The organism is Vulcanococcus limneticus LL (genome assembly GCF_943369875.1).
GTDB classification, from domain to species: domain Bacteria; phylum Cyanobacteriota; class Cyanobacteriia; order PCC-6307; family Cyanobiaceae; genus Vulcanococcus; species Vulcanococcus limneticus_A.
Genome location: NZ_CALROT020000001.1, coordinates 329,543 through 341,652, shown reverse-complemented (window position 1 = coordinate 341,652; position 12,110 = coordinate 329,543). Strand labels below are relative to the sequence as shown.

Genomic DNA, 12,110 nt, shown 5'->3' with positions numbered 1-12,110 from the left:
CCGTGGCCGCCCGCCACCCCCGGCCGCGCTCGGTGCTGGCCCTGGACGTGGGCCGCCGCCGCATCGGCCTGGCCGGCTGCGATCCCCTCGGGCTCACCGTCACGCCGCTGGCTGCGTTGCGCCGGGGCCGCTTCCCCGCCGACCTGGCCGTGCTGGAGCCCCTGATCGCGCGGCGCCGGGTGGAGGCCCTGGTGGTGGGGCTGCCCCTGGATGCGGCCCAGCAGCCCACGGACCAGGCCGAACACTGCCGCCGCTATGGCGAGCGCCTCGCCCGCCAGCTGGGGCTGCCCCTGGCCTTCGTGAACGAGCACGCCAGCAGCTGGGCCGCCGGCGAACGCCACGGCCTCCACGGCGACCGCAGCGGCGCCCTCGACAGTGCCGCCGCCGCCCTGCTGCTGGAGCAGTGGCTGGCCGAGGGGCCCGAGCCCCAGGCCCTGGCCCCTGCACCCGTCCCGGCCGCTCCGGTGGGCAGTCGGGGACCGGAGCTTGGCCCCGGGTCCGGCGCCCAGGCATCCTGAGGGCATCTGCCTCTCCCCCATGAGCTCCGACAGCCCCTCCACCTCCGGCTCCGGCGATGTGCCCACGGTGCTCGTGCGCGACGGCCAGGGCCGTCGATTGCTCTGTTTCCTCGAGCAGCTGATCCCCCTCGACGGCCACGACTACGGCCTGATGACGCCGGTGGACACCCCCGTCTGTTTGGTACGTCTTGCCCAGGACGACGACGAGCAAGACGAGCCGATTGACGAACTTGAGGGTGCAGAGGAGATCCTTTCGATTGCCGACGTGATCCTTCAGGAAGAAGATCTCACTTTGATCCGTTCGGCAGTGACCCTTACGGTGAGCGGCGAACTGGAGGAGCCTGATCCTGACGAGATCGATCCTGAGGCCTTTGAGGATGACGAGACCGAAGAAGAGGAAAGCGACCTGTACGAAATGCTTGGCCGCCCATTCTGGGTCGGAGAAGAGCAATACGCGCTGTTTGTGCCTATCGATCCCTTCTTCGTGGTCGCCCGCATCGAAAACGGGGAAGGTGTAGTCGTGGAGGGTGAGGAATTCGAGCGGATCCAACCCCGCATCGAGGCCGAACTCGATGAACGCGAGTTGGCGGGCGACTGACGCTGCACCTACACCTCCACCGAGCGGTCCCCATCCAACCCCGAGCCCTTGAGCGACGCGCGCCCCCTCCCCAGCCAGCTGCGGCAGCTGCTCCAGCCCGACTGGCAGCCCGAGGCCACCGTGGCCGAACTGCCGCTGCAGCACTTCCTGGATCGGGGCATCCGCGCCCTGGTGCTGGATGTGGACCGCACCCTGCTGCCCCGCCGCGGCAACCAGCTGCCCGCCGCCGTGGCGGACTGGCTGCAGCGGGCCCAGGCCGAGCAGCTGCATCTGCACCTGTTCAGCAACAACCCGTCGCGCCAGCGCATCGGATCGGTGGCCCGCCAGCTGGGGGTGGACTACACCACCAGCGCCGCCAAGCCCCGCCGCGGCGCCCTGCGGCGGGTCATGGCCGAGCTGGCGATCCCACCGGCGCAGGTGGCGATCGTGGGCGATCGGGTGTTCACCGATGTGCTCGGGGGCAACCGCCTGGGGCTCTACACGGTGCTGGTGCGGCCGGTGAACCCCCAGGGCCAGCCCTGCCCCCACGACCGCTGGCAGCGGCTGGAGGTGCGCCTGGCCCGCCTCGCCGGCGCCGATCTGCACTGATCAGCGCCCCGCGCAACCCCATCGACCCGAACCAACTGAGCTGAAGCGAACCCAACCGAACGGATCCCCATGCCGATGCGCCGAGTGATCAAGGTGGGCACCAGCCTGCTGCGCGGCAGCGAGGGCCGCGGCACCGAGGCGGTGATCGCCGACCTGGCCGCCAGCCTCAGCGGCCTGTGGCAGCGGGGCGAGCCCGTGGCGCTGGTGACCAGCGGCGCCGTGGGCCTGGGCTGCCGCGCCCTCGGCCACGGCCAGCGGCCCACGGAGCTGGAGGCGCTGCAGGCCGCCGCCGCCGTGGGCCAGGGCCGGCTGATGGCCCTCTACGACCAGGCCTTCGCCAGCCACGGCCGCTGCGTGGCCCAGGTGCTGCTCACCCGCGGTGACCTGGCCTCGCGCCGCCGCTACCAGAACGCCTGCCGCACCCTGCAGCAGCTGCTGGCCTGGGGCGTGACGCCGGTGATCAACGAGAACGACACCCTCGCCACCGACGAGCTGCGCTTCGGCGACAACGACACCCTCTCGGCCCTGGTGGCCGTGGCGATCGGCGCCGATGAACTGGTGCTGCTCACCGACATCGACAGCCTCTACTCGGGCGATCCCCGCAGCGACGCCGAGGCCCGCCCGATCCGTGAGGTGGGCAGCCTGGCGGAGCTGGAGGCCCTGGCGGGGGTGGCCAAGGGCGGCGGCCGCTGGGGCACCGGCGGCATGACCACCAAGCTGGCGGCGGCCCGCATCGCCACGGCCAGCGGCATCCAGGTGCGCCTGGCCGATGGCCGCGATCCGGCGGTGCTGGAGGAGTTGCTGGCGGGTGGGAGCCCGGGCACGCTGTTCCGGCCCTCCCCCAGCCCCCTGGAGGGCCGCAAGGGCTGGTTGGCCCACGCCCTGCTGCCCAAGGGCAGCCTGCGGCTGGATGCCGGCGCCGAGAGGGCCCTGGTGGAGCGCGGCGCCTCGCTATTGGCGGTGGGCGTGCGCCAGGTGGAGGGCAGCTTCAACCGCCGAGATGCCGTGCGGCTGCTCAGCCTCGATGGGCGCGAGCTGGGCCGGGGCCTCTGCTCCCTCAGCAGCGAGGAGCTGCGGGCGGTGATGGGCCGCAGCAGCGCCGAGGTGCGCCAGAGCTACGGGCCCGTCGGTGGCGCCGTGGTGCACCGCGACCACCTGGTGCTCACCCTGGCCAGCGCGGTAGAAACCCCGGGCGCCGGCTGACCCCATCACCGCTCCCGCGGCCGCCGGACCGGGCGGCGCGCCTACGATCCGGCCGATTCGGCGATCCGGGAATGCGCTTCAGCGAGCTGCTCAGCCACCTGGGTGAGGTGAAGGCCAGTGGCGATGGAACCGGTCCGGCCCGCCACCTGGCTGAGGATCCCGAGCTCGGCGGCGCCGCCGCCCTCGACCAGGCGGGCCCCGGCCAGCTGAGCTTCCTGGAGGCCGGCCACGCCCTGGCGGCGGCCCTGGCCGCCACCGGCGCCAGCGCCGTGCTGATCCCGGCCAGGGGCGACGAGGCGGCCGCGCTGCAGCAGCAGGCCACCGAGCGGGGCCTGGCCTGGATTGCCCTGGCCGATCCGCGCCTGGGCTTCGCCGAGGCCCTCGAGGCCCTCTACCCGCGCCGGCCCAGGCCCGCCGGCATCCACCCCAGCGCGGTGGTCGATCCCGAGGCCAGGCTCGGCGCAGGAGTGCACGTGGGCGCCCAGGCGGTGATCGCCAGCCAGGTGCGGATCGGCGACGGCTGCACCATTCACCCGGGCGTGGTGATCTACGACGACGTGGAAATGGGCGAGGGCTGCGAGCTGCACGCCGGTGCCGTGCTCCACCCCGGCAGTCGCCTGGGCCGCGGCTGCGTGGTGCACTCCAACGCCGTGGTCGGCAGCGAGGGCTTCGGCTTCGTGCCCACCGCCAGCGGCTGGCGCAAGATGCCCCAGACCGGCCTGGTGGTGCTCGAAGACGGCGTGGAGGTGGGCTGCGGCAGCACCATCGACCGCCCCTCGGTGGGCGAGACCCGCATCGGCGCCGGCACCAAGATCGACAACCTGGTGCACGTGGGCCATGGCGTCAGCACCGGCCGCGGCTGCGCCCTGGCGGCCCAGGTGGGCATCGCCGGCGGCGCCCGCCTGGGCAACGGCGTGATCCTGGCGGGCCAGGTGGGCGTGGCCAACCGGGCCACCATCGGCGACCGGGCCATCGCCTCCTCCAAGTCGGGGATCCACGGCGAGGTGGCGGCCGGCGAGGTGGTGAGCGGCTATCCGGCCATCCCCAACCGGCTCTGGCTGCGCTGCTCCGCCGCCTTCAACAAGCTGCCGGACCTCGCCAAGGGCCTGCGCCGGCTGGAAAAGGCGGCCGAGGGGCGCAGCGAGGGCTGAGGGGTCCGCGCCGGTCGGCGGGGCCCGCAGTCGCGTCTGGGTCCGCGTGGCCGGAGCCGCGACCGGCCGCGCCGTAGCCTCGCGCCCGGCCCCGAATCCCGCGCCCGGCGCTCCAGCCCCCTCCAGACCTATGACGTCCAGCTACCGGATCACCCTGCTCCCCGGCGACGGCATCGGCCCGGAGATCACCGCGGTGGCCCGCCAGCTGCTGGATGCGGTGAGTCGGCGCCACGGCTTCACCCTCGTCTACGACGAGCAGCCCATGGGCGGCGCCGCCATCGACGCCACCGGCGAGCCCCTGCCCGCCAGCACCCTGGAGGCCTGCAAGGCCGCCGATGCGGTGCTGCTGGCCGCCATCGGCTCGCCCCAGTACGACAGCCTGCCCCGCCAGCAGCGGCCCGAGAGCGGCCTGCTGGCCCTGCGGGCCGGCCTGGGCCTGTTCGCCAACCTGCGGCCGGTGAAGATCATCCCCGCCCTGGTGGAGGCCTCCACCCTGCGGCGCGAGGTGATCGAAGGGGTGGACCTGCTGGTGGTGCGGGAGCTCACCGGCGGCGTCTACTTCGGCACCCCCAAGGGCCGCGTCGAGGCCGATGGCCACGTGCGGGCCTTCAACACCATGGCCTACTCCGACTTCGAGATCGACCGGATCGCCCGGGTGGGCTTCCAGCTCGCCGGCGAGCGCAGCGGCCGGCTCTGCAGCGTCGACAAGGCCAACGTGCTGGATGTGAGCCAGCTCTGGCGCGACCGGGTCGAGGCGATCCACACCGAGTTCCCGGCCGTGGAGCTGAGCCACATGTACGTGGACAACGCCGCCATGCAGCTGGTGCGGGCCCCCCGGCAGTTCGACGTGCTGCTGACCAGCAACCTGTTCGGCGACATCCTCAGCGACGAGGCCGCCATGCTCAGCGGCTCGATCGGCATGCTGCCCTCGGCCTCCCTGGGGGAGGGCGGCCCGGGCCTGTTCGAGCCGATCCACGGCTCCGCCCCGGACATCGCCGGCCAGGACAAGGCCAACCCCATGGCCATGGTGCTCAGCGCCGCCATGCTGCTGCGGATCGGCCTCAAGCAGGAGGCCGCCGCCGCCGATCTGGAACGGGCGGTGGAGCGCATCCTGGCGGCGGGCTTCCGCACCGGCGACCTGATGGCCGAGGGCTGCACCCCGCTGGGCTGCCGTGCCATGGGCGAGCAGCTGCTGGCGGCCCTGGAGGCCTGATCGGCGCAGCGGCCGAGGGGCCGCTCGCGGCAGCGGTCCAGAGCCCGAGGCGAGGGCGGGTCCGGTGACCTGCCAAACTCACGGTCGGTTTTCTGGTTCCTGCGCATGTCGAAGCGTCACCCGGTTGTGTCTGTCACCGGCTCCTCCGGCGCTGGGACCAGCACGGTCAAGCGCGCCTTCGAGCACATCTTCAAGCGCGAAGGCATCACGCCCGCGGTGGTGGAGGGCGACAGCTACCACCGCTACGAGCGCGGCCCCATGAAGGAGGCCATGGCCGAGGCCCTCGCCAAGGGTGAGAACTTCTCCCACTTCGGCCCCGAGGCCAACCTGTTCGACAAGCTCGCCGAACTGTTCCAGACCTACGGCGAGACCGGCAGCGGCCAGAAGCGCTACTACCTGCACTCCGTCGAGGAGGCCGCCGAGCACAACGCCCGCCTGGGCACCAACCTGGATCCCGGCCAGTTCACCCCCTGGGAGGCAATCCCCTCCGGCACCGATCTGCTCTTCTACGAGGGTCTGCACGGCGGCGTCAAAGGCGAGGGCTATGACGTGGCCGGCATGGCCGACCTGCTGGTGGGCGTGGTGCCTGTCGTGAACCTGGAGTGGATCCAGAAGATCGCCCGCGACAACAAGGAGCGCGGCTATTCGGCCGAGGCCACGGTCGACACGATCCTGCGCCGCATGCCGGATTACATCAACCACATCTGCCCGCAGTTCAGCCGCACGGACATCAACTTCCAGCGGGTGTCCACCGTGGATACCTCGAACCCGTTCATGATCCGGGACATCCCCACCCCGGATGAGTCGTTCGTGATCATCCATTTCCGCAAGGGGGCCCGCGAGAAGTGGGGGATCGACTTCCGCTATCTGCTGGACATGATCCACGACTCTTTCATGTCCAGCCCCACCTCGATCGTGGTGAACGGCGGCAAGATGGGCTTCGCCATGGAGCTGATCCTCACCCCGATCATCCACCGCATGATCGAGGAGAAGAAGGCGTTCGCCTGATTCCTTCTTCTGATCGGTCCCAGGCCAGCCCCAGCCCCTAGTCTGGGGCGGTCAGGCGGACCCGGTGGCTTCAAAATCCGACGCCCCTGCGTCCGGCGGTTCCCTCTCCTTTGAGATCAGGGGAGCCGCCGGACCTTCCGGTCAGCCGCAGCGCCCGGACCTGCGCTCCGACGCGCGCCGCAGCGAGCCCCGCAGTTCCGACCAGCGCAACCCAGGGCTGCGCAACCTGGATGTGCGCTGGGATCGCATCAACAGCGGTGAGGTGATCGCCCGGGCCCGCCGCGTCTACTTCCTCTACATCGAGCAAGGTCCCAGTGGCCTGGAACCGCTCGGCGTGGTGCTCACCGGCCGCTCCGGCGGCCGCGTGGTGTTCGATCTGCCGGTGCTGCTGCCCGATGAGCAGTACGTGCCCCTGGAGGTGGTGCGCGGCCGGGGCCAGCGGGCCCGCGGCTCCCGGCCCAGCTGGCGCGGCTGACCCCTCCGCCCCGCCTCCCGCCGATGCTCCCTCCCGACCCGCTCGCTCCCGCCATGGCCGGCCCCGACCCCCTGCTCATCGCCGTGCTGGGGGCCTGCGTGGGCAGCTTCCTCAACGTGGTGGCCTGGCGCCTGCCCCGGGAGGAATCGGTGGTGACCCCCGGCAGCCACTGCCCCCACTGCGGCACGCCCCTGCGCTGGTTCGAGAATCTGCCGCTGCTGAGCTGGCTGCTGCAGCGGGGCCGCTGCCGCCACTGCCACGGCCCGATCGCCCTGCGCTACCCGGCGGTGGAACTGCTCAGCGCCGGCCTGTGGGTGGCGGTGCTGCTGGCGGTCCAGGCCGGCAGCACCACGGCCCTGGGGGCGGCCGTGCCCGCCTGGCTGCTGCTCGGAGCCGGCTGGCTGCTGGTGAGCTGGTTGCTGCCCCTCACCCTGATCGATCTGGACCACCTCTGGCTGCCCGAATCCCTGTGCCGCTGGGGTGTGCTGCTGGGCCTGCTGGTGACGGCCATCGCCGGCTTCAGCCAGGGGGAGGCCAGCGGCCGCGCCCTGCTGCTCGAGCACCTGCTGGCGGCGGCGGCAGGACTGCTGGTCCTGGAGGGGCTGAGCGCCCTGGCCCAGCGGGCCATGGGCAAACCGGCCCTGGGCCTCGGCGATGCCAAGCTCACCGCCCTGCTGGGGGCCTGGCTGGGGCTGGCGGGGGTGGGGCTGGCGGTGGTGCTGGCGATCGCCGCCGGCGCCCTGTTCGGGGTGCTGGGCCTGGCCAGCGGCCGGCTGAAGCGCGGTCAGCCCTTCCCCTTCGGCCCCTTCCTGGCCGCCGGTGGGGTGGCGGTCTGGCTGGGGGGCAACGGCTGGTGGCTGCAGCAGCTGGCGCTGCTGTTCGGTTGGGGCCCCCTCTGAACCTTTAAATAGAGCCAACCCCTGGGACGCCGGGCCCGCCGCCCGTGCCCCGTTTCTGAGCCGCCGCCTCGATGTCGCTGTTCGACTGGTTCGCCGACCGCCGCAAGACCGCCCCGGCGGTGCGCAACGCCCAGGAGGTGAGCGAGGACGACGGCCTCTGGAGCAAGTGCCCCGAGTGCGGCCTGGTGATGTACCGCAAGGACCTGGTGGCCAACGCCAGCGTCTGCACCGGCTGCGGCCATCACCACCGCATCTTCAGTGAGGAGCGCATCCGCCTGATCGCCGACGAGGGCAGCTTCGAGCCGCTCGATGGCGATCTGGCCCCCACCGATCCGCTGGCCTTCAAGGATCGCCGCAGCTACGCCGACCGCATCCGCGACACCCAGCGCAGCACCGGCCTCAAGGATGGCGTGATCACCGGCCTCTGCCGGCTGGAGGGCATGCCCCTGGCCCTGGGGGTGATGGACTTCCGCTTCATGGGCGGCTCCATGGGCTCGGTGGTGGGCGAAAAGCTCACCCGCCTGATCGAGGAGGCCACCGCCCGCCGCTATCCCGTGCTGATCGTCTGCGCCTCCGGCGGCGCCCGCATGCAGGAGGGGATGCTCAGCCTGATGCAGATGGCCAAGATCTCCGGCGCCCTGGAGCTCCACCGCGCCGCCGAGCTGCTCTACCTGCCCCTGCTCACCCACCCCACCACCGGCGGGGTGACCGCCAGCTTCGCCATGCTGGGCGATCTGATCCTGGCGGAACCGAAGGCCCTGATCGGCTTCGCCGGCCGGCGCGTGATCGAGCAGACCCTGCGCGAGAAGCTGCCTGACGACTTCCAGACCGCCGAATACCTGCAGGACCACGGCTTTGTGGACACGATCGTGCCCCGGCCCCGCCTGCGGGCCACCCTCGCCACGCTGCTGCGCCTGCACGGCTGCGGCCAGGCCGTAGCGGCGTGAGGGAGGCCAGCGTGCGCGGGGGCCGCCTGATCCGCCTGGCCCTGGCGCTGCTGCTGGCCCTCGCCATTGGCCTGGTGGCACCGGCAATCGCCTCGGCTGGGCCGGTGAACTGGCAGGAGCTGCCCGCCACCGCCGACGGGCGCCAGTGGTGGGATGCCGGCAGCCTGCGGCTCACGAAATCCGGCAACCTCTCGGTGCTGAGCCGCTTCCAGCCGGCCTCCGAGCCCAGCAGCCCCGAAGCCGCCCCCCCGGCAGAAACGAGTGGCACAGACCCAGCCGGGGCGTCGCCTGCGGCGACCGACCCAGCGGCTCAAGCCCCTCGCCCCCGACCCAGCGATCTCTACGTGATGGAGATCGACTGCGACCAGTTGCTGTTCCGCGACACCTCCATCAATGGCCTACCCCAGTGGGGCTCCCAGTGGCAGCCGGTGGGCGGCGATGGGCTGATCGAGGAAACGGTCGCTGCCGTCTGTGAGGCTGGGAGCTCCCTGCTGGCCTCCCGGTGAGCCCGTCCACCCCCAACGTCTCCGTCTCCCCAGCCGCCCCCCTGCGGGTGGCGGTGGCGGGGCTGGGCTTCGGCGCGGCGGTGCACCTGCCGGCCCTGGCCGACTGCCCCGCCACCGAGCCCGTGGCCCTCTGGCATCCGCGCAGCGAACGGCTGGAGCAAGCCTGCGCCAGCTCCGGCCTGAGCGGCTTCAGCGACTTTGACGCCCTGCTGGCCGACCCCGGCATCGAGGCCCTGGTGATCGCCACGCCCCCGGGTCCCCGCTTCAAGCTGGCCCGCGCCGCCATCGCCGCCGGCAAGCACCTGCTGCTGGAGAAGCCCGTGGCCCTGGCGGCGAGCCAGGTGCAGGAGCTGCAGCGGCTGGCACTCCAGGCCGGGGTGACCGTGGCCGTGGACTTCGAATACCGGGCCGTGCCCCTGTTCCAGCAGCTGGCGGCCCTGCTGGCGGCGGGGGCCATCGGCAGCCCCTGGCTGGTGAAGCTCGACTGGCTGATGGGCAGCCGCGCCGACAGCCAGCGGCCCTGGAACTGGTACTCCCAGCGCAGCGAGGGGGGCGGCGTGCTGGGATCCCTCGGCACCCATGCCTTCGACACGCTGCACTGGCTGGTGGGTCCGGCCCGCAGCGTCAGCGCCAGCTGCAGCACGGCCATCGGCCAGCGGCCCCTGGCCGATGGCAGCGGCCGCCTGGCGGCGGTGGACTCCGAGGACATCGCGCTGCTGCAGCTGGAGCTGGAGAGCGCCAGCGGCGCCCGCGTGCCGGCCCAGGTGAGCCTGGCGGCGGTGACCCGGGCCGGGCGCGGCTACTGGATCGAGGTGTATGGCAGCGAGGGCACCCTGGTGCTGGGCTCCTCCAACCAGGCCGACTACGTGCACGGCTTCCAGCTCTGGCAGGCGCGGCCGGGGGAGCCGCTGCAGCCCGTGGAGCCCGATGCCGGGCTGGCCTTTGCGCGCACCTGGGTGGATGGGCGGGTGGCGCCGGTGCAGCGGATCCTCGGCTGGTGGGCCGAGGCGGCACGCGCGGGCCGGCCGATGGTGCCCGGGCTCGCGGAGGCCGTGCACAGCCAGGCCATCGCCGACCTGGCCCTGGACTCCGCCGCCACGGGCCTGCGCCGGACCCTCTGACGCCCTCCCCGAACGGCAGCGCCAGCGGCCTGGTCAGCCGGGAGCCAGCACAGCGGCGGAATGAGTCGCGCCCCGTAGACGGACAGGATTGGCTTTTCCAGTATCACCTTCCACCCCATCGCTCCGTAGCAACCGCTACCATTTGGGAACGTTGACCACGACCGGCCCTGGCCGGCGTCGGCGGAAGTAGGGGAGGGCCGGCCGGTCCTCGCCGAAGCAACGCGCCATCCACCCCGCCAGCCCTGGGCCGGCGGCATTCCCCGGAGGCACGTCCCATGTCCATCACCACCGCCAAACTGCTGGCCCGCCAGGCCGAACAGGCCCGGCGCGACGCCCGCGAGCACGCCTACGCCGTGCACGCTCTGCGCCGCCAGCACCTGATCGACTGAGGCCCCGACCAGGGGACCCGGTGCACCGGCGAACGCCTGCCCGGGCCACAGTCCGCGAGCCTGTTCGCGAACCACTCCGCGAACCTCTCCGCGAATCAGACCACGAGCCTGCGCCCGCCGCAGGCCGCTGAAGCCCTGCCCCCGGCGGGGCTTTTTGCTGGGCGGCGGGGCCCGACGGGCGCCCCATCCGGCCCGGTCAGAACCGCCCTTGACGGCCAGCTAGAGTCCCCCCCAGTCCAAAGCCAGGGCAGACGGCCTCCTTCGCGAGGCGCAGCCCTGGGCCCGGCTGGCCGAGGTGTTTCCTTCGGCACCACCTGACTTCACCCTCCACCCCTCCCCGAGGTTTTCCCATGGCGCTCGTTCCGCTTCGGCTGCTGCTCGATCACGCCGCTGAAAACGGCTACGGCATCCCTGCCTTCAACGTGAACAACCTGGAGCAGGTGCAGTCGATCATGGAGGCGGCCTACGAGACCGACTCTCCGGTGATTCTGCAGGCCTCCCGCGGTGCCCGTCAGTACGCCGGTGAGAACTTCCTGCGCCACCTGATCCTGGCGGCCGTGGAAACCTATCCCGACATCCCGGTGGTGATGCACCAGGACCACGGCAACAGCCCCGCCACCTGCTACGGCGCTGCCGCCAATGGCTTCACCTCGGTGATGATGGACGGCTCGCTGATGGCCGACGCCAAGACCCCCGCCAGCTACGAGTACAACGTGGCCGTCACCAAGGAAGTGGTGGACGTGGCCCACGCCATCGGCGTGAGCGTGGAAGGTGAGCTGGGCTGCCTGGGCTCCCTGGAGACCGGCATGGGTGAGGCCGAGGACGGCCACGGTTTCGAGGGCAAGCTCGACCACAGCCAGCTGCTGACCGATCCCGCCGAGGCCGCCGACTTCGTGGCCAAGACCAAGGTGGACGCCCTGGCGATCGCCATCGGCACCAGCCACGGCGCCTACAAGTTCACCCGCAAGCCCACGGGTGAAGTACTGGCCATCAGCCGCATCGCCGAGATCCACAAGGCCATCCCCAACACCCACCTGGTGATGCACGGCTCCTCCTCGGTTCCCCAGGAGTGGCTGGACATGATCAACAAGTTCGGCGGTGCCATCCCCGAGACCTACGGCGTGCCCGTGGAAGAGATCCAGGAAGGCATCCGCAACGGCGTGCGCAAGGTGAACATCGACACCGACAACCGCCTGGCCTTCACCGCCGCCATCCGTGAAGCCGCCGCCAAGGATCCCGCCAACTTCGACCCCCGCCACTTCAACAAGCCCGCCCGGGCCTACATGAAGCAGGTGTGCCTGGATCGCTATCAGCAGTTCTGGTGTGCCGGCAACGCCAGCAAGATCAAGCAGCGCGACATCAACTACTACGCCGGCCTCTACGCCAAGGGCGAACTGGATCCCAAGACCGCTGTGGCCGCCTGATTCGGCTGATCGGGGCTCCATCCGCCTCGACGTCACCACTCGGATTCTGCCAAGGGCCCCTCGGGGCCCT

The 12,110-nt window shown here is 71.8% G+C and carries 13 protein-coding genes; all 13 read left to right on the top strand.

Annotation, left to right across the window (positions count from 1 at the left end):
• The first annotated feature begins 2 nt into the window (after nt 1–2).
• The 13 genes from ruvX to fba all read left to right on the top strand — a co-directional run bounded on the left by ruvX (nt 3) and on the right by fba (nt 12,040).
• Nucleotides 3–518, top strand: a complete 516-nt coding sequence (gene ruvX / locus ACLV7J_RS01645; RefSeq protein WP_411867377.1) for a Holliday junction resolvase RuvX — start codon at nt 3–5, stop codon at nt 516–518.
• Between the two features lie 19 nt (nt 519–537).
• Nucleotides 538–1,116 (top strand): DUF3727 domain-containing protein, encoded by a 579-nt coding sequence (locus ACLV7J_RS01640; protein ID WP_411867376.1) that lies wholly within the window; start codon nt 538–540, stop codon nt 1,114–1,116.
• Between the two features lie 48 nt (nt 1,117–1,164).
• Nucleotides 1,165–1,704 carry a YqeG family HAD IIIA-type phosphatase gene (locus ACLV7J_RS01635; protein ID WP_411867375.1) on the top strand — a complete coding sequence of 180 codons (540 nt, stop codon included), beginning with the start codon at nt 1,165–1,167 and terminating at the stop codon, nt 1,702–1,704.
• A gap of 69 nt (nt 1,705–1,773) precedes the next feature.
• Nucleotides 1,774–2,907 (top strand): glutamate 5-kinase, encoded by a 1,134-nt coding sequence (gene proB / locus ACLV7J_RS01630; protein ID WP_411867374.1) that lies wholly within the window; start codon nt 1,774–1,776, stop codon nt 2,905–2,907.
• 71 nt (nt 2,908–2,978) lie between these two features.
• Nucleotides 2,979–4,058 carry a UDP-3-O-(3-hydroxymyristoyl)glucosamine N-acyltransferase gene (gene lpxD, locus ACLV7J_RS01625; RefSeq protein WP_411867373.1) on the top strand — a complete coding sequence of 360 codons (1,080 nt, stop codon included), beginning with the start codon at nt 2,979–2,981 and terminating at the stop codon, nt 4,056–4,058.
• A 130-nt stretch (nt 4,059–4,188) separates the two neighbouring features.
• Nucleotides 4,189–5,271, top strand: coding sequence for a 3-isopropylmalate dehydrogenase (leuB, locus tag ACLV7J_RS01620; RefSeq protein ID WP_411867372.1), 1,083 nt, complete (start codon nt 4,189–4,191; stop codon nt 5,269–5,271).
• 105 nt (nt 5,272–5,376) lie between these two features.
• Nucleotides 5,377–6,279: a phosphoribulokinase gene (locus tag ACLV7J_RS01615; protein ID WP_411867371.1), complete on the top strand. Its 903-nt coding sequence runs from the start codon at nt 5,377–5,379 to the stop codon at nt 6,277–6,279.
• 64 nt (nt 6,280–6,343) lie between these two features.
• On the top strand, nt 6,344–6,754 hold the full coding sequence (locus ACLV7J_RS01610) for a hypothetical protein (protein ID WP_411867370.1): 411 nt from the start codon (nt 6,344–6,346) through the stop codon (nt 6,752–6,754).
• A 23-nt stretch (nt 6,755–6,777) separates the two neighbouring features.
• Nucleotides 6,778–7,653: a prepilin peptidase gene (locus ACLV7J_RS01605; protein ID WP_411867369.1), complete on the top strand. Its 876-nt coding sequence runs from the start codon at nt 6,778–6,780 to the stop codon at nt 7,651–7,653.
• 71 nt (nt 7,654–7,724) lie between these two features.
• On the top strand, nt 7,725–8,600 hold the full coding sequence (accD, locus tag ACLV7J_RS01600; RefSeq protein WP_411867368.1) for an acetyl-CoA carboxylase, carboxyltransferase subunit beta: 876 nt from the start codon (nt 7,725–7,727) through the stop codon (nt 8,598–8,600).
• A complete protein-coding gene (locus ACLV7J_RS01595) occupies nt 8,597–9,106 on the top strand; it encodes a hypothetical protein (protein ID WP_411867367.1) in 510 nt (169 codons plus the stop codon). Before accD ends, ACLV7J_RS01595 begins: the two co-directional genes overlap by 4 nt.
• On the top strand, nt 9,103–10,227 hold the full coding sequence (locus ACLV7J_RS01590) for a Gfo/Idh/MocA family protein (protein WP_411867366.1): 1,125 nt from the start codon (nt 9,103–9,105) through the stop codon (nt 10,225–10,227). The genes ACLV7J_RS01595 and ACLV7J_RS01590 overlap by 4 nt, the downstream gene beginning before the upstream one ends.
• Before the next feature lie 739 nt (nt 10,228–10,966).
• Nucleotides 10,967–12,040: a class II fructose-bisphosphate aldolase gene (gene fba, locus ACLV7J_RS01585; protein ID WP_255126627.1), complete on the top strand. Its 1,074-nt coding sequence runs from the start codon at nt 10,967–10,969 to the stop codon at nt 12,038–12,040.
• Nucleotides 12,041–12,110: the final 70 nt, after the last annotated feature.